This is a genomic window from Mameliella sp. CS4, assembly GCF_019392335.1.
In the GTDB taxonomy this organism is placed as follows: Bacteria; Pseudomonadota; Alphaproteobacteria; order Rhodobacterales; family Rhodobacteraceae; genus Antarctobacter.
This window is the reverse complement of sequence record NZ_JAHXRQ010000012.1, coordinates 93,458-111,047: the sequence shown is the minus strand read 5'-3', so window position 1 is coordinate 111,047 and position 17,590 is coordinate 93,458. Positions and strand designations below refer to the sequence as shown.

10 protein-coding genes are annotated in these 17,590 nt (G+C 64.3%); 8 read left to right on the top strand and 2 right to left on the bottom strand.

Annotation, left to right across the window (positions count from 1 at the left end):
- Nucleotides 1-139 precede the first annotated feature (139 nt).
- The 3 genes from KZZ07_RS15470 to KZZ07_RS15460 all read left to right on the top strand — a co-directional run bounded on the left by KZZ07_RS15470 (nucleotide 140) and on the right by KZZ07_RS15460 (nucleotide 3,636).
- Entirely contained in the window at nucleotides 140-1,462 is a 1,323-nt protein-coding gene (locus tag KZZ07_RS15470) for an HlyC/CorC family transporter (protein ID WP_219515508.1), read from the top strand.
- 118 nt (nucleotides 1,463-1,580) lie between these two features.
- Nucleotides 1,581-2,237, top strand: coding sequence for a hypothetical protein (locus KZZ07_RS15465; protein WP_219515507.1), 657 nt, complete (start codon nucleotides 1,581-1,583; stop codon nucleotides 2,235-2,237).
- 13 nt (nucleotides 2,238-2,250) lie between these two features.
- Nucleotides 2,251-3,636, top strand: a complete 1,386-nt coding sequence (locus tag KZZ07_RS15460; RefSeq protein ID WP_219515505.1) for a coiled-coil domain-containing protein — start codon at nucleotides 2,251-2,253, stop codon at nucleotides 3,634-3,636.
- Between the two features lie 2 nt (nucleotides 3,637-3,638).
- Here KZZ07_RS15460 and KZZ07_RS15455 read toward each other — a convergent pair whose 3' ends face one another.
- Nucleotides 3,639-6,059 (bottom strand): GcvT family protein, encoded by a 2,421-nt coding sequence (locus tag KZZ07_RS15455; RefSeq protein ID WP_219515504.1) that lies wholly within the window; start codon nucleotides 6,057-6,059, stop codon nucleotides 3,639-3,641.
- A 166-nt stretch (nucleotides 6,060-6,225) separates the two neighbouring features.
- Here KZZ07_RS15455 and KZZ07_RS15450 point away from each other — a divergent pair, with 166 nt between their 5' ends.
- Together KZZ07_RS15450 and KZZ07_RS15445 are read left to right on the top strand one after the other, a co-directional pair.
- A complete protein-coding gene (locus tag KZZ07_RS15450; protein ID WP_219515502.1) occupies nucleotides 6,226-8,631 on the top strand; it encodes a GcvT family protein in 2,406 nt (801 codons plus the stop codon).
- 121 nt (nucleotides 8,632-8,752) lie between these two features.
- A complete protein-coding gene (locus KZZ07_RS15445) occupies nucleotides 8,753-9,370 on the top strand; it encodes a nucleotidyltransferase family protein (RefSeq protein ID WP_219515500.1) in 618 nt (205 codons plus the stop codon).
- A 196-nt stretch (nucleotides 9,371-9,566) separates the two neighbouring features.
- Here the strand turns inward: KZZ07_RS15445 and KZZ07_RS15440 are convergent, their stop codons facing one another.
- A complete protein-coding gene (locus KZZ07_RS15440) occupies nucleotides 9,567-12,830 on the bottom strand; it encodes an Ig-like domain-containing protein (RefSeq protein ID WP_219515498.1) in 3,264 nt (1,087 codons plus the stop codon).
- A gap of 762 nt (nucleotides 12,831-13,592) precedes the next feature.
- Between KZZ07_RS15440 and KZZ07_RS15435 the strand changes: the two genes are divergently transcribed.
- From KZZ07_RS15435 to KZZ07_RS15425, 3 genes are all read left to right on the top strand, one after another.
- Entirely contained in the window at nucleotides 13,593-14,654 is a 1,062-nt protein-coding gene (locus tag KZZ07_RS15435) for a GSCFA domain-containing protein (RefSeq protein ID WP_219515496.1), read from the top strand.
- The gene (locus KZZ07_RS15430; RefSeq protein WP_219515495.1) at nucleotides 14,651-15,460 is read left to right on the top strand and encodes a hypothetical protein; all 810 of its coding nucleotides are present in this window, start codon (nucleotides 14,651-14,653) and stop codon (nucleotides 15,458-15,460) included. Before KZZ07_RS15435 ends, KZZ07_RS15430 begins: the two co-directional genes overlap by 4 nt.
- Nucleotides 15,461-15,537: 77 nt before the next feature.
- Nucleotides 15,538-17,526: a DUF4214 domain-containing protein gene (locus KZZ07_RS15425; RefSeq protein ID WP_219515494.1), complete on the top strand. Its 1,989-nt coding sequence runs from the start codon at nucleotides 15,538-15,540 to the stop codon at nucleotides 17,524-17,526.
- Nucleotides 17,527-17,590 lie beyond the last annotated feature (64 nt).

Genomic DNA, 17,590 nt, shown 5'->3' with positions numbered 1-17,590 from the left:
AAAACAGGCGCAGCCTGTTGCAAAGGGCCGGCGGGCGGGCGTCTTTGCGGCGCATGCCGCAAACAGTCCCATCCCGCCGCCCCCTTGATCCCTTCCATCCGCGCCCCCATAACCGGATCAAACCCAAGGGACCGCTTACATGGACGCATCGACCGGCGCATTCGACGCTGCTTTCTGGATCTCATCTGCCGCGATTCTGGCCCTCATCATGCTGTCGGCCTTCTTCTCCGGCTCCGAAACCGCCCTCACCGCCGCCTCGCGCGGCAAGCTGCGCGCAGCCGCCGACAAAGGCAATTCCGGCGCCCTGCGCGCGCTCGGCATCACCGAAGACAACGAACGGCTGATCGGCTCGGTCCTCCTGGGCAACAACCTGGTCAACATCCTGGCCACGGCGCTGGCCACCAGCATCTTCACGCAGGCCTTCGGTGAGGGCGGCGTCGTCTACGCCACGCTGGTCATGACGCTGCTGGTCCTGATCTTTGCCGAGGTCCTGCCCAAGACCTATGCCATCACCAACCCCGAAACCGCCGCCGCGCGCGTCTCTGCCCCCATCGCGCTGGTCGTGCGGCTCTTTGCGCCGGTTGTCTCCGCCGTGCGCGTGCTTGTCCGAGCCCTGCTGCGCATCGTCGGCGTACGCACCGATCCCGACAGCCAGATCCTGGCGGTGCGCGAGGAAATCGCCGGTGCGCTGCAACTGGGCCATTCCGAAGGCGTGGTCGAAAAGGAAGACCGTGACCGCATCCTCGGCGCGCTCGACCTCAGCGAGCGCACGGTCGAGGAAATCATGCTCCACCGCTCCAAGATCGAGATGATCGACGCCAACGCACGGCCGCAGGAAATCCTGGAGCAATGCCTTGAAAGCAGTCACACGCGCCTGCCTGTCTTCCGCGACGACCCCGAAAACATCATCGGGGTCATCCACGCCAAGGACCTGCTGCGCGCCATGTACAAGCTTGTGGACGAGGACCAGACGATGGCTGGGGCCATCTCCGATTTCAACATCACCGACATCGCGATGAAGCCCTATTTCGTGCCCGACACCACCTCGCTCGACGACCAGATGCGCCAGTTCCTGCGCCGCCGGACGCATTTCGCGCTGGTGGTGGATGAATACGGCAGCCTTCAGGGGCTGATCACGCTCGAGGATATTCTCGAGGAAATCGTGGGCGAGATCACCGATGAATTCGATCCCGATGCCGAACACCCGATCCGCCGGGCCGAGGACGGGCACTACTGGATCGACGGGGCCATGACGATCCGCGATTTCAACCGCGCCACCGACTGGTCGCTGCCCGACGACGAGGCCAATACCGTCGCGGGCCTTGTGATCCACGAGGCACAGATGATCCCCACGGTGGGCCAGGTCTTCAGCTTTCACGGTTTCCGCTTCGAGGTCATGGCGCGGGAAAACAACCGTATCACCAAGCTCAAGGTGCGTCCGCTGGTCTCAGGAACGGCCTGACCGCCTCAGGGCCGGGCTTGATTTGGCTCAAGGCCCGCCCTGTCCTGCCTGATACCCTGTCCTCATGGCCAGCGTGCGCGGGGCGTCCCGCCCGCGCCGGGCCGGGAGGACCGCCGCGATGAAACAGCTTCGCCCGCAGTACTTGGCAGCATGGCTTGCCCTTGCCGCGACAGTCGGCTGGGCAGAGCCGGATGCCCCAGGGTCGCTGCGCCTTGCGCAGGGGCTGGATATCAACAACCTTCTCAAGGACGGCCCCGCCTCACCCGCGCCAGAGACCAACCGCCCGGCAGACCCGACGGATCTGTTGCGCGGCGCCCCCGTGCCGGGTGCCGAGGCGATGGAAGTGCCCTCGCCCCTTCCCGCCGCACGCGCCGTCAGCGCCTTCCCCGACGCAGCGCTCGCAGGCAGTTGGACCGGCCTCGGATCGGGCTGCAGTCGGTTTTCCATCACGTTCACGATAAGCGACGATGGCTTTGACGGGCAAAGCTTGTGGACCGACCCGGTCGATGGCAGCACCCTCACCACACGCGTGACCGCCCGGGCAGACCGCACCCGCGCAGGCAAGACCCTGCCGGGCCAGCCCGACGCCTACCTGTCCTTCGCTCGGCAATACGCGGCCCGGATCACGCGGACCGATGCCTCGGGCCAGGTCGCGGACATGCTCGACGACTACCCCGTGGCCCTTCTGGTTGCCCGCCAACCGGACACCGGGGGTTTGGTCCTGCGCTTTGTCGAGCCGGTGACACCCTGCACTTTCACCAGATCGAACCAATGAGGGAGCATCACGGATGAAACGGCACAACCTGATGCCCCTGTTGGCCCTTCCCCTGGTCACGCTGTTGGCCGCAACCCCGGCCCGTGCGGACACTGACGCCGAGATCGAGGCCAGAATCGCACAGTTGCGCCAGCAGGTCGGGCAGACCATTACCCGGACCGGCAAGGTTGACAGTGAGTTGACCGCGATCCGCGCCTTCAAATGGCGCGTCTGGAAGGCCTGGATCCAGCCCTGGCAAGCCAATGACACAGCAATCCGCAACCTGACGGCAGAGATCGAGGCCCTCAAGCGGATGCGGGCCTTTAACCAGAACTCCCGCAAACTGAACGACCAGATGCGGGCGCTGCTGGCGGAACGGGCGGCGCTGGAAAAGCTGCGAAACGGCACGGTCGACGATTGCGACCCGCCCTGTGCCGATATTCACCAGCTGTTCCGCCAATACGAGGCTCGTGTTCAGCGCGAAAAAGAACTGGTCGCCGAACTGGCCGACCTGAATCGGAACTCCCTGCGGCTGGATGAGCGGATCAAGGCGCAAAAGGACAAGCTGGCCGACAACAAGGCGGCGCGCGATAAGCTGCTGGCGGTCGAAAAGGACAAGCTGACGGCAGAGCGCAGCCGTTACAGCGAGATGCTCAAGAACCCGGATCGGTTCATCCTGCCATCGCTGACGCCCGGCGGTCCGCCCCGCATCCTGACGAAAGACGATCTGACGGTCGAAATCACGCTGACCCTCTTCGAGATCGGCACCACCAATGACATCGCCAGCCCCGCGTTCCGGGACGAGATCGCGGCGCTGGTGCACGCGGTACAGCAAAGCTCGGCGCAGATGCGGCAACGGATCGGGGACAGGATCGATTTTCTGGATGACCAGATCGCCGCTCTGGACCGTCGGTTGTCCGCGACGGCGGGCCCAGGCGCCCCCCAGCCGGACGGCGCCAATTGCCCCGCCCGCAATCCCGACCTGACAGGACAGGCTCTGACCCACCGCATCCCGCCCGGAGATGACCGGAACTATCTCTCCTGCAGCTATTTCGCCAGTCCGGACGGCGGTCAGGCCGCCGGTCCGATCAAGTCACAGGTCCGCTACGCGGATGGCAAGGAAAGCGGAGTCTCCGCCTATTTCACGCAGGACGGCGGGCACCACCTCGACCAGATCCACAATATCCACGGCCAGAGGCAGAGCGGTTCGGACTGCGGTTATCATTCCGCCAGCGCCATCGCCAAATACCGCCTGCAAGGCGACGACGGCAGCGCAATGGTCGTTTTCTGCGAGCCGGACGGCACCTTGGGAAAATGCGATTATTTCACCCATGACGGCCGCGCGCGCCGGTGCACCGCGGATTGCACCGACAAATGCGCAGACCTGCGGACCAGCATCGGCTGGCCCGCGATGCAATAGGGTCAGGCGCGCAGACGTTCGCCGGACGGGTCGAACGGCGGCTCTGCCAGGATTTCCGCGCCGTGCGGACGGCCCAGCACCATGACCTCGACCCTGTCACCCGGCGCCGCCGTGCCCGCCTTGACATAGCCAAGCGCCAGGCTGCGCCCCACCGAGTAGCCATAGCCGCCCGACGTGACGCGCCCGATCCCCTGCCCGTCGCGGAAAATGGGCTCACCGCCGGTGGCATCGGCGTTGGACGCCGTCACCGCCTCTTCGTCCAGGGCAAGGACCACCAGCTCTTCGCGCGCCGGCTTGTCGATCACGCCCTGCAAGGCCACCTTGTTCAGGAAATCCTTGTCCAGCTTGCACAACCGCGCCAGCCCCACCTCCTGCGGCCAGTATTCGGGCGAATACTCGCGGCCCCAAGAGCCATAGCCCTTTTCGATCCGCAGGCTCATCAGGGCCCGGCTGCCCACCGGACCGATCCCCAAGGCCTCGCCTTCCTTCAGAAGGGCCTCGTACAGCTGTGCCTGGTCGTCCTCGGCGCAATGCAGTTCCCAACCAAGGTCACCGGTAAAGGAGACCCGCAGCGCCAGCACCCGCACCCCGGCCAACTCGATCCACTGCGAGGCCATGAAGGGCCAGTCGTCGGTGGCCAGCGAGGCATTGGTCAACCGGGACAACATCTCGCGCGATTTCGGACCGGCCACGTTGAAGCCGCACATGGCATCGGTCATCGAAGTGCAGGTGGTCCCCTCGGGCAGCGGCACATCCCCGAAGAACCGCTGGTGATAGCGTTCGGCCATGCCCGAACCGATCACCCAGAATTCCTCCTCGCCCAACCTTGTAACGGTGAAATCCCCGGCGATACCGCCGCGTTTGCCGATCAGCGGTGTCAGGCAGGACCGCCCCACCTTGCGCGGCATCCGGTTGGCGAACAACGCGTTCAGCCAGTCCTCTGCGCCCGGCCCGCTGACGCGGTAATTGGCAAAGTTCGAGATGTCGATGATCCCGCCTGTCTCGCGCAAGCCGCGCGCCTCGCGGCCCACGCTCTCCCACCAGCCCTGCCGGGTAAACCCGGGCGTATCGGGCTGGTCGGCGTCGAAATAGGCAGGGTGTTCCCAGCCATAGTTCAGGCCGAATTTCGCGCCCATCGCCTTTTGCGCCTCGTAGACCGGGCGCAGCCGCACCGGGCGGCCGGCCTCGCGCTCCTCGCCCGGGAAATGGATGGAAAAGCGGTGCGCGTACTGGTTCATCACCCGCGCCTTGGTGAATTTTTCGTCCGCCCAGTCGCCGAACCGCGCCATGTCCCAGGCGAACATGTCGTACTGCATCTCACCTTCGACGATCCATTGCGCTGCCATCAGCCCCATGCCGCCGGACTGCGAGAATCCGGGGATGATGCCGTTGCAGCAGAAATAGCCTTTCAGCTCGGGCACAGGCCCCATCAGGACGTTGGCATCGGGCGACCAGATCATCGGCCCGTTTATGACCCGCTTGATCCCCGCCATGCCCACCGCCGGGACCCGGTCGATGGCGCGCATCATGTTGTCCTCGATCCGCTCCAGGTCATCGGGGAACAGGTCATGCGCAAAATCCAGCGGCGTGCCGTTTTCGGCCCATAGCCGCACGTCCCGCTCATAGGCGCCGATCAAGAGGCCCTTGCCCTCCTGACGCAGGTAATACTCGCCATCCCGATCCGCGACAGAGGGCAACCGCCGGTCCATCCCGTCGATCTCGGCGATGGTCTCGGTGACGAAATACTGGTGCTCGGTCGGTTGCAGCGGCAGTTTCAGCCCCGCCAACGCCGCCACCTCTCGCCCCCAGAGCCCCGCCGCGTTGATCACCCAGGGCGTCGCGATCTCGCCTTTGGGCGTGCGCACGATCCATGAGCCATCCGGCTGCTGTTCCGTCGCCTCGACCGGGGTAAAGCGATGGATCTCCGCCCCCCGCTGACGCGCGCCCGCCGCATAGGCCGCCGTGACGCCCGAGGGATCGACATTGCCGCCGTCGGGTTCGTACATGATGCAGCGGATGCCGGTGAAATCGACCAGCGGGTGCAGGCGCTCGGCCTCGTCCCGGGTGATCTCGTAGAAATTCATCCCGTAGAGCTTGGCCTTGGCCGCCTGCAGGCGCAACTGGTGCTCACGCTCGACCGTTTGCGCAAGGTAGAGGCTGCCAGGTTGGAAGACGCCGCAACTCTGGCCGGTCTCCTCCTCCAGGCTATTGTACAGGGTCATCGTGTAGTGCTGCAGGCGGCTGATATTGGTGCTGTCGTGCAGCCCGTGGATATTGGCAGCCGCATGCCAGGTGGACCCCGACGTCAGCTCGTCGCGTTCGAGCAGGACAACATCGCTCCATCCGAGTTTGGTGAGGTGGTAGAGGATTGAACATCCGATCACGCCGCCTCCGATGACGACGGCTTGGGCTTGGCTGCGCATGGTTTTCTCCGCAATTCTGCGCGTCACCCTGCCCCGCAATTGAGACCAAGAAATGCCCGTTTGCGACAGATTTCGTCGCCCCTTCACAACGCTTGGCGCTTCATCTTTCGTCAAATACGGATGACAGGGAACCGTTGCGACGGCCCGCATGGAATGGAGGCACAGCATGAAAACCACAACCCGAGTCGTCGTGATCGGAGGCGGAGTCGTCGGCTGTTCCGTACTCTACCACCTGACCAAGCTGGGCTGGTCGGACGTGATGCTGCTGGAACGATCCGAGCTGACCAGCGGCAGCACATGGCACGCGGCGGGCGGTTTTCACACGCTGAACGGCGACACCAACATGGCCGCGCTGCAGGGCTATACCATCCGCCTTTACAAGGAACTCGAAGAGCTGACCGGCATGTCCTGCGGGTTGCACCACGTCGGCGGCATTACCCTGGCCGACAACCGCGACCGGTTTGACATGCTGCTCGCGGAACGCGCCAAGCATCGCTACATGGGGCTGGAGACCGAGATCGTCGGGCCGGAAGAGATCGCGAAACTTGCTCCCATCGTGAACCTCGAAGGCGTGATCGGCGCGCTTTACGATCCGCTGGACGGGCACCTCGATCCCTCCGGCACCACCCACGCCTATGCCAAGGCCGCGCGCATGGGCGGGGCCGAAATTCATCTGCACACCAAAGTCTTGGAAACCAATCCTCGTGCAGATGGCACATGGGAGGTGGTGACGGACAAGGGCACCATCCATACCGAACACGTGGTCAATGCCGCCGGTCTCTGGGCGCGCGAGGTGGGCGCATTGGCCGGTGTCTACCTGCCGCTGCACCCGATGGAGCATCAGTACCTCGTGACCGCGGAAACGCCCGAGATCTACGAGCGCGACGCCGAACACCCCCATGTCATGGACCCGGCGGGCGAAAGCTATCTGCGACAGGAAGGGCGCGGGTTGTGCATCGGTTTCTACGAACAGCCCTGCCGCCCCTGGGCGGTGGATGGCACGCCCTGGGAATTCGGGCACGAGTTGTTGCCCGATGACTTTGACAAGATCGAGCAAAGCATTGAATTCGCATACAAACGCTTTCCGGTGCTGGAACGCGCCGGAGTGAAATCCGTGATCCACGGGCCCTTCACCTTTGCGCCCGACGGCAACCCGCTGGTGGGACCGATCCCGGGCCTGCGCGGCTACTGGTCGGCCTGCGGTGTCATGGCGGGCTTCAGCCAGGGCGGCGGCGTGGGCCTGATGCTGGCGCAATGGATGACAACTGGTGAGTGCGAGCGCGACACCGGCGCGATGGACGTGGCGCGCTTTGGCGACTGGATCTCGCCCGGTTACACCCTGCCGAAAGTCATCGAGAACTATCAGAAACGCTTTTCGGTCAGCTATCCGAACGAGGAACTGCCCGCCGCGCGGCCCAACCGCACCACGCCGATGTACGACATCCTTGACGGTATGGGCGCGGTCTGGGGCGCCCAATACGGGCTGGAGGTGGCCAACTATTTCGCCGCCGAGGGTGAGCCGCGCTTTGAGACACCCTCTTTTCGACGTTCCAACGCCTGGGAGGCCACGGCGCGCGAGGTTCGAGCGGTGCGCGAGGCGGCAGGCATCAACGAGGTCCAGAACTTCGGCAAGTACCGCGTGACAGGGCCGAAAGCCCGCGCGTGGCTGGACCGGATCATGGCGGGCCGCATCCCCGTCCCGGGCCGCATGTCCCTGACCCCCATGCTCTCACCCGCCGGGCGGATCATCGGCGATTTCACCGTGGCTAGCCTGTCCGAAACCGAGTTCCGCCTGACCGCCTCCTACGGCGCGCAGGCCTATCACATGCGCTGGTTCCTGAAACATCAGGAAGACGGCGTAAGTATAGAGAATATAAGTGACAAATCCACCGGCTTTCAGGTCGCCGGGCCGCGCGCGCGCGAGATCCTGCAGGCCTGCACCCGGACCGACATCAGCCACATGCGATTCATGGAGGTGCGCGGCATGGTCGTGGGCATGAGCGACTGCCTCGTGCAGCGCGTCTCTTATACCGGCGACCTGGGCTATGAGATCTACTGCGATCCGATGGCGCAGCGGCAACTGTGGCAGACGCTTTGGGCCGCCGGCCGCCCGCGCGGCATGAAACCCTTCGGCATGCGCGCGATGATGAGCTTGCGTCTGGACAAGTTCTTTGGCTCCTGGGGGCGCGAGTTCTCACCCGACTACACCTGCGCGGAAACCGGCCTGGATCGGTTCATCCAGTGGTCCAAGGGCGATTTCATCGGCCGCGCCGCCGCCGAGGCCGAGCGCGCCGCGCCGCCGCATCGCGCCCTGGCGGTCTTCGAGGTCGACGCACTGGACACGGATGTGAATGCCTACGAGCCGGTCTGGATCGACGGCGCGGTCCAAGGGTTCTGCACCTCGGGTGGCTATTCACACTACGCCGAAAAGTCGCTCGCCATCGCATTGATCCCAAGAGATAAAATCCAACCGGACCTGAGCGCCGAAATCGAGATCCTGGGTGAGATGCGCCCGGCGCGGCTGATCACACAGCCGCTGTTTGATCCGGAGGGCCAGCGCATGCGGGGGTGATGCGGCGCATGCATCGCCGCAACGCAGCATCTAGCGTTTCCCTGACAGGGAGGCGCAAAAAGTTGCGCACTTTGCACAAGACACGCCACATTCTTGCTCAACCTGTGTTAGTGTCTGCCACATGCTGGATATTTCGATTCTCATCCCCGCCGCGGGCGCATCTTCGCGGATGCGTGGCCGCGACAAGTTGACCGAAACAGTAGATGGTCTTCCGCTGCTGCGCCGCCAGGCGCTGCGCGCGATCGACACGGGCGCTCATGTGGCCGTGACCCTTCCTGACCCGGATCACCCGCGCACCGCGGCCCTGCAGGGCCTCCCCGTGCAGGTGATCGAGGTGCCGGATTCCGATCTTGGCATGTCCGCCTCGATCCGCCGGGGCGTGGGCCATATGCCACGCGGCATCAAGGCAATGATCATCCTGCCTGCCGACATGCCCGAGATCGAAACCGAGGATATTCAAAAGCTTATCACAAGCTTTGAATCCGTTCCCTTCCCCATGCTGCAACAGGCCACGGCCGCCGATGGCACGCCGGGTCATCCGGTGCTTTTCCCGCGGGATTGCTTTATGGCCTTGCAGACACTGACCGGCGACCAGGGCGCACGTGACGTGCTGAAGGCGAATGCGCATAGGCTTCGCCAGATCCCCCTGCCGGACCGCCGTGCCCTGACTGATCTGGATACACCAGAGGCTTGGCAAGCTTGGCGCGCATCCCAGGGAGACGCCTGCCTGACTGGGTGAAGTTCCCGTAAATTCAGAATGCTGCCGGGCGCTTCTCACCTGAGGAGCGCCCGTTTCTTTGCGATGCGCAACCCGCCGTATCTTCGTCAAATGAGAAACGGGGCGGCCAGGGCCGCCCCGTTTCCATGTGTTCCGTTCCGGGCGCGAGGGTCGTCGAGCGCCGGAACGGGCTGCATATTCCGTTCCGGCGAAGCGCTTACTGCGTCAGCAGCGCGGCCTCGTGCTTTTTCAACGAGCGGCGCGCCGAGGCATAGGCCTTGAGACCCTCGGCATGTTCCAGCTCGGGAAAGAGCTCGAGGATTTCCTGACGCTGTGCGTTGCCGATCCCCTTGAGGCTGTAATCGCCGGGCTGGAAGCTTTCGGTCCAGGCGCCGTTCGACAGGATGACCTCGTGGCTGTCGAACATCACGTGGATGTAGGCCACGCCGTTTGCCTCGACCTCGTCCACGCCGTCCAGCCCGGTCAGGTGCTTGGCCGCGACCAGGACCTCGCGCTCTTCGAAGTACAGCGCGGTCTTGTCGTTTGCCACCAGGACGCGGTGGTTCGGCGAAACCAGCATGTCATGCTCAGGCAGGTTGTTGCCCAAGGCGCCCTGCTGGATCAGGATCGGCTTGAAGTGCGGCTTGCGCGCCAAGTCGAAGCCGGTCAGGTCCTTGCGGCCCACCCACTTGATCTCCTGGATGCCGTTGTCGCGGGTGATGACCCGATCACCGACTTTCAGCTCCTCGACAAGGCGCTCGCCCTCGGGCGTCGCGATCAGCGTGCCGGGGGTAAAGCAGGGCACGATTTCCTCGATCTCGAAGAAATCCATCGTGCCGGTCACATCGCCCGCGGCGTTCAGGAATTCGACGGTCCCGTCCAGGCCGTTGCCGTTGCTGTCCACCACGGTATTGACCACGCGCCAGTCCACGCCCTCGGCGCCAACGCCAGAGAGATCGAGGATGTCGTAGTCCTGGTTCGGCGGATCTTCGGGGTTGACCTGGTCGACAAACCCGCCCGAGCCACCGTCGACCGTGTCGCCGATCCCGTCAGCCGCGCTGTCGACCACGATCACGTCGCGGTCGCTACCGCCCATGATGCTGTCGTCACCGGAGCCGCCGTTCAGCGTGTCATTGCCCTGACCGCCGATTAGCGTGTCGTCGTCGCGCCCACCCATCAGGATGTCGTCGTCGATGCCACCGTCCAGCGTGTCCATGCCGGATCCGCCCATCAGCGTGTCGTCGTCGTCGCCCCCGATGATCGAGTCGTCGCCCAGGAAGCCCTGCAGCAGGTCTCGGTCGTTCTCGGTGTTGGGGTCGATGTCGTCGGTCAGTTCCAGCGCCGCAAGGTTGGAGCCGTCCAGCGTATCGTTGCCCTGGCCGCCGTCCAGCGTGTCCGAGCCGTGCGAGCCAATCAGCGAGTCGTCGCCCTGGCCGCCCATGATGCTGTCGTCGTCGATACCGCCGTCCAGCGTATCGTTCTCGCCGCCGCCGTCGATGGTGTCGGCGTCGTCGCCGGTGGCGATGAAGTCGTTGCCACGATTGCCCTGAACGGAGTCGCGGCCGTCGTCCTGGTTCGGGTCGGCGGTAAAGCCGAGATCGGCCAACGTGGTTCCGGGGGCAAAGGCGGGATCGTCCCCCTCGTAGTCCGAGAAGGTATCGATGCCTGCGATGATCGTGTCGTCGCCCTGGCCGCCAAAGATCGTATCGGCGCCCTGCACATCGAACAGCGAATCGTCTCCGCCGCCCAGATCGACCAGGTCATCGTCGATGCCCGGATTCACCGTATCGTCGCCGCCGCCGGCAGAGATCGTGTCGGCGTCGTCGCCGGTCTCGATCAGTTCGGCAGAGCCGTCACCCACGATGTCGTCGAGGTCATCCGAAGGATCAGGATCCTCGTCCAGACCGTCGAGCGGGTCCAGCGCCTGATCGGCGGGATCCACCGGGAACACGTCGGTATCGATGCGCGGATCCGCCGGCGGCGGAGGAGGAGGAGATGGTGCGTCGACCGTAACCGTGATGTCCGCCGAATCCGAAAGCTCGCCATCCGTGATCGTGTAACCGATCGTCGCCGTACCAGTGAAACCGGCATCCGGCGTGAAGGTGATCGAACCATCGGCGTTGACCGTCGCAATACCGTCGGTCGCGATAGCGGAATCTACAGTGATCGGATCGCCATCGGGATCGCTATCGTTGGCCAGTGCATCGATCGTGACCGGCGTGTCAATGTCGGTCGTCGCAAAATCATCCACCGCATCTGGCGCCGCGTTGCCGCTTTGCTCCCCACCCACGGCAACGGTGACGACACCAGTATCGCTGTCCCCGGAACTGTCGGAGATGTCGTATTCGAAGGTATCGGTTCCCTCAAATCCGGCGTCCGGCGTATAGGTAAAGGTGCCGTCGCCATTGTCGACCACGGTCCCGTTGGCCGGGTCGGTGTTGAACACCACCGTCAGCGGATCGCCGTCCGGGTCGCTGTCGTTGGCGGTCACGTCGATCAGGACCGCGGTGTCCACGTCCGTCGAGGCGCTGTCGTCTTCGGCAACGGGAGGCCGGTTCGGATCTTCCACGGTAAAGGTGATGGTGGCCGTATCCGTGCCGCCGTTGCCGTCCGAGATGGTGTAGGAGATCGTGTCCTCACCCTCGAACCCCGGGTCCGGCGTGTAGGTCACGGTGCCGTCGCCGTTCAGCACGGCAGAGCCATTGGTCGCCGGGGTGATACTGGTCACGGTCAGCGTGTCGCCGTCCGGGTCCGTGTCATTCGCCAAGGGAGTGACATCGACCGGCGTGCCGATCTCCGTGGTGGCGCTGTCGTCCACGGCATCCGGATCTTCGTTCTCGTCGACCACGTCGACAGTCGAGAACTCGATGTCCGAAACCGTCACGCCCTGCTGGCTGACGGCGCCATTGGCATATTCGATCTGGATGCTCGCCACCGGGCCGCCGATTTCCACCAGGACCGACGAGGTCGGATCCTCAAAGCCGGTTTCCGAAAGGCCGCTCAACAGGCCGCCGGTATTGGTCACGGAAGAGCCCAGCGTCAGGGTCACGGGCACTTCGGTGCCATCGGGCGCAAAGGCGGTGACGCTGAGGATATCCTCGAAGCCCGACCCGCTTTCAAAGAGGTCGCCCCCGGCGCCCAGGTCGATATCGTTGATCCGGAACGAAACATTCTGCGCCGAATCGGTGTAGAGATCGGTGTTGGTGGCGCGGAAGTCCAGCACCGTGGTCGAAGTGTCGGTGCCCGCAACGTCTCCTTCGCCAAACAGCTTCAGGAACGACTGGTTCGAGAATGTCTCGTCCGGAGCGACATAACCCGGTGCGTTGAAGGTGAAGGCCGTCGCGCCGTCCTGAACAGCATCAAACGAGATGTCGACTGCCACGCCGCCCGCGTCCACGCTGGCAGAGACGCCCCCGTCCGCATCCGGCAGGTTGGTGCCAAACGGACCAAGGGCACCCCATTGCAAAACCAAATCAGCCATTCTTTCGACCCTCTTCCAATACAGACGGCGGGCCGCGCCCCGCGCCATTGCACTGGCAATGCCCGTGGCACTGCCCTTAAATTCGCGTGCTCGCCATGCCAGTGCTTATGCGAAGTGATCGCGCCCCAGGCCCACGTCGTGACGTGGACGAGGATACCTTGACGGCACGGATGGTTCTCCATCCTCGCTTCACTTCGCATCTTGGATGCGAGCGGTTCAGCGGCCGCCCCCGTGGCCAGCAGACTTCACCCCCCAGTTGGGCTTGCAAAATTAATACTTTGCCCGCCCTGTTCCGAGAAGGAGAAAATGGCGCGTTCCGGCACAGTCCTGCCCTGAAATGGACAGTTTGCAGCGCATTTACCGTGAATTCGACTCGGTTTGACCCGACAACCTCTTCGATTTTGGAAACAAATGAACACAACAAACGGTGTGCCGCCGCCAAAAACACACCAAATATAGACTTTTCACTCAAATCGAGGGCAAATATTGTCATCAATTGATAAACAGTTAAGGAATTGCCCTTTCCCACCGGATGCCCGCCCTGTTCCTGCCACAATTCGGACTGGACTGTCGCGGCACAGGCATCAATCCTGCAACCGACACGGGATTGGGCAGAGAGCTTGTCAGGCAATGGTGATGGAAATCCGAATCATTCGAAACAAATCACGTATTTGCCTCTCGGGGCGCCTCCAAAGGTGCTGCGCCACAGCATTTCTGCGAAATTGCCTTAGTTTGGCACGTCACCCGGCCTAACCTGCGATCATGCCTTATTCCGCCCTGCCCCCTCAGGCCTTCTGGAAACCCTGCCGCGCGGCTGGCGACTTTCACCTGGGCGCACTTTACACCCCCAAGGTCGCGTTGCGGCCCGGGATGCGCATCGCCACGGCGGGCAGTTGTTTCGCGCAGCACATCGCCACCTATGTCCGCGCCTCGACGCTGGACCTGGTCGAGGCGGAACCCGCCCCGGCCCTGATGCCGCCCGAGGTCGCGCGGCGCTACGGCTATGGCCTGTTTTCAGCGCGCTACGGCAATATCTACACTGCCCGGCAACTGCGCCAGTTGCTCGAGGACGCAGAGGGCGCCTGCCTGCACGAAGAAGCACTCTGGCGCCGGGGCGATGCCTGGATCGACGGGTTGCGCCCCAATGTCGAGCCGGATGGGTTCACCAGCGAGGAAGAGCTTTGCGCCTTCCGCCGGGATCACCTGCGCCGCGTGCGGGCGATGTTCGACACGACAGATGTCTTCGTCTTCACGCTAGGCCTGACCGAATGCTGGGCAGATCGGTACAGCGGGCTGGTCTATCCCAGTGTTCCCGGCGTTCTGGGCGGCTGTTTCGACCCGGACCGGCACGTCTTCGTCAACCAGGGCTTTGCCGAGGTGCATGAGGACCTGACAGAGGCCATCGCCCGGCTGCGGTGCTGGAATCCCCGCATCAAGGTCTTGCTCACGGTCTCTCCGGTGCCGCTGACAGCCACCGCCAGCGGTGCGCATGTGCTTGCGGCCACCACCTATTCCAAGTCGGTCCTGCGCGCCGTCGCCGGAGACCTCACCGCGCTGGACGAGGGGATCGACTATGTTCCCTCCTACGAGATCATCACCGGCACGCCTTTCGGCGGGCGCTTTTACAACGACAACCTGCGCACCGTCACACCCGAGGGTGTGACCACGGTCATGTCGGTGTTTTTCGGCGCGCACCCGGAGCTTGGCGGCGTCCCGTGCCCGGAACTGACCCTTCCCGCCGCGGCCCCCGATACCGGGCGCCAGGACGAGATCTGTGAAGAGGCCCTGCTCGAGGCTTTTGCCACGCCGGAGGCCGGGACATGAAGCTCTGCCTGATCGGGGATTCCCATGTGGCCATGCTGATCGCCGCCCATCGTGCGAATCCGGCGGGCGACGACCTGACCGTCTTTGCCAAACCCGGCCTCGTGCCGTCGGACATCGAGGTCGAGGATGGCGTCCTGCGGGCAGTCTCGGAGGAGCTGCGCACCCGTCTGAACGGGATGGGCACATCCGACAGGCTGGATCTGCGCGACTTCGACGCCGTGGTGATTGCGGGGACGGTGCCATCGGCTTTTGCCGCCGTGCGGCTGCAACAGGGGCATGCGATTTCCGGCTGGCCCTCGGGCGCGCGGGCGCTCGCCCGGGCGCTTTCGGACGGGGCCGGCGCGCCTCGCCCGCTGATGACACGTGCGGCCTATCGAGCGGCCCTGCTGGCGCTGACGGAAAGCTCTCTGGGCGCTACGCTCGCCCGGGCCGCGCCGGGTCCGGCACTGGTCATTCCACAACCTTTCCCCTCGGACGCACTCTTGCAGATGGAGGGGAAGTACCCGGTGTTTCGCCGCGTCGTCCGGAACGGCGATGGCGCCGCCCTGGCAGAGGACCTGGACAGCGCTTACAGACATGTTTTCAAGGGGGTACAAGGCGTCACCTGCCTACTTCAACCCGCTGACACGCGCAGCCACCACTGCCTGACACGGGCCGATCTGATGCGTGCGGGGCCACGCCTTGCCGAAGGCGGGCAGCAGGAAACCGACGACGTCCTGCACGGCAACGCGGCGCTTGGGGCCATGCTTTGGACCGCCCTGCGCCAGCGCCTCGGGACACCCGTCGAAACCACGTCAAATCCCTGAGATTTCCAGCCAAGGTTCAAAGGCTGCGTTAATCGCCGATTGCCAGTTTCCCGCGTGGGGGTGACTGGAGGTGACACGTGGGAACACCGATTGTCGTTTTGGCTGGGCAAAGCAACGCAGGCCGCATCGCGGGCGAGATCATCGACGCGTTGGACGAAACATACGGGGCCGGGAACTACGTCCTGGTTCGCGCCTATTCCTCGGGCGCGCCGCTGACCAGCGCCCGGGACGGCAAGACCGACTGGGAAACCCCGGGCGAAATGCGCGCGGTGATCGTGGATGAGACGGTCAAGGCTCTGCGCGACACGCCAGATGGCTATGTCGCCGGGGTGATCTGGGTGCAGGGCGAAGGCGATACCGACCGCTCGGGCACACCCGCCGACTACGCCCCGGATTTCCATGACCTGATGGCAGAGTTCCGCGCGGGCGTCGCGTCGGCGATCGACCGTCCTACCGGGGTCGAAAACGCGCCCATCGTGATCTCCGGGCTGTCCGACCACGCGCCCGCCGCGTCAGAGCGGCTGCACTGGGACGCCATCCAGGCAGAGCTGATCCGCCTCGGCGCCGACACTCCCGGCATCGTCACGGTGCGTCCCGACCCGGTCATGGAAGCCGCCGGCCTCGCCCCGACCCAGATCTTTGCCGACGGGCTGCATTATTCCGACCCCGCCAGCATCGCCCTGGCCGACAGCCTCGTGTCCACGCTGATGGACATGCAGGTCGCGGGCACCGGGGGCGCCGACACGCTGGTGGGCACTGGCGGAAACGATGTCTTCGTGGTCGATCACCCGGGCGACATTATCGTCGAAGAAGAGAACGCCGGAATCGACCTGGTGCGGGCCTCGGTCGATTTCGAGCTGCGCGCCTTCGGTCTCAGCCTTGAAAACCTGACGCTGACCGGCACCGCCGACCTGAGTGGAACGGGCAACGGCGTCGACAATGTGCTGTCCGGCAATTCCGGCGACAACGCGCTGAACGGCGCCTGGGGCAATGACGTCATCTACGGCATGGCGGGTGACGATACGCTGCAGGACACCAAGGGCACCGACACGCTGGTCGGTGGCACCGGAAATGACGTCTATTTCGTCGACAGCCCAGACGACATGGTGATCGAGCTTCCCGATGAGGGGCATGACCTGATCAAGTCCTCCGTCACCTTCCGGATGTGGGCCGATGCGCCCGAGGTCGAGGACCTGGTATTGACAGGCTCCGCCGCGATCGACGGCATCGGCAACAGAGGTGACAACCACATCATCGGGAATACCGGCGCCAATTATCTGGACGGCGCGCGCGGGCGCGACCTGCTGGAAGGTGGCGGCGGTGCGGATACGCTGCTGGGCCAGGCCGGGGCCGATACGCTGTTGGGACAGGCCGGGGACGACGTGCTCTATGGCGATCAGGTGACCGGTGCTTCGACCACCTATGCCGGCATGGCCTTTCGCCTCTACCAGGCCACGCTGGACCGGGCGCCGGATGCCAACGGCTACGGCTACTGGACCGAACAACTGGCCGATGGGGCCAACTATTTCAATGTCATAGCGGGTTTCGTCAACAGCCCGGAATTTCAGGCCACCTACGGCAATCTCACCGACGAGGCCTTTGTCGAGATGCTCTACAAGAACGTCCTGAACCGCGCCTCCGACGCAACCGGCAAGGCCGTGTGGATGGGATATCTGGAGGACGGCCAGAGCCGGGAATTCGTGGTTTCGCACTTTGCCGAAAGCCCGGAATTCAAACGATTGATGGCAGCGGAACTGGCACACTGGACCCGCGCGCTGGGACCGGATGACGTGCTGGACCCGGGCGCCGGGGAGTCCACCCTGTCGGGAGGCGATCTTTCGGATACCTTCGTCTTTGCGCCCACCTCGGATGGCACCCATGTCGTCACCGATTTCGAAAGCTGGGACACGCTGGACCTGCGGGGGTTCGGGTATGCTGACATGGCGGATGCGCTGGCCGAATTCCGCCAGCAGGGTGACGACCTCGTGTTCCAGGACGCGGGCGTCACCGTGGTGTTGCAAGATACCACCGTCGATGACCTTGGGCCGGACGCGTTGCTTTTGTAACCGCAGCCGTGTGCGGGCCGGTGATCTGACACCGGCCCAACCCGCCCCGGGATAGCCGAGCGGA

What these genes read in the sequence shown, in the direction of transcription:
- KZZ07_RS15470 (WP_219515508.1), top strand. Translation starts at nt 140, where the DNA reads ATGGACGCATCGACCGGCGCATTCGACGCTGCTTTCTGGATCTCATCT.
- KZZ07_RS15450 (WP_219515502.1), top strand. Translation starts at nt 6,226, where the DNA reads ATGAAAACCACAACCCGAGTCGTCGTGATCGGAGGCGGAGTCGTCGGC.
- KZZ07_RS15460 (WP_219515505.1), top strand. Translation starts at nt 2,251, where the DNA reads ATGAAACGGCACAACCTGATGCCCCTGTTGGCCCTTCCCCTGGTCACG.
- KZZ07_RS15465 (WP_219515507.1), top strand. Translation starts at nt 1,581, where the DNA reads ATGAAACAGCTTCGCCCGCAGTACTTGGCAGCATGGCTTGCCCTTGCC.
- KZZ07_RS15445 (WP_219515500.1), top strand. Translation starts at nt 8,753, where the DNA reads ATGCTGGATATTTCGATTCTCATCCCCGCCGCGGGCGCATCTTCGCGG.
- KZZ07_RS15440 (WP_219515498.1), bottom strand. Translation starts at nt 12,830, where the DNA reads ATGGCTGATTTGGTTTTGCAATGGGGTGCCCTTGGTCCGTTTGGCACC.
- KZZ07_RS15435 (WP_219515496.1), top strand. Translation starts at nt 13,593, where the DNA reads ATGCCTTATTCCGCCCTGCCCCCTCAGGCCTTCTGGAAACCCTGCCGC.
- KZZ07_RS15455 (WP_219515504.1), bottom strand. Translation starts at nt 6,059, where the DNA reads ATGCGCAGCCAAGCCCAAGCCGTCGTCATCGGAGGCGGCGTGATCGGA.
- KZZ07_RS15430 (WP_219515495.1), top strand. Translation starts at nt 14,651, where the DNA reads ATGAAGCTCTGCCTGATCGGGGATTCCCATGTGGCCATGCTGATCGCC.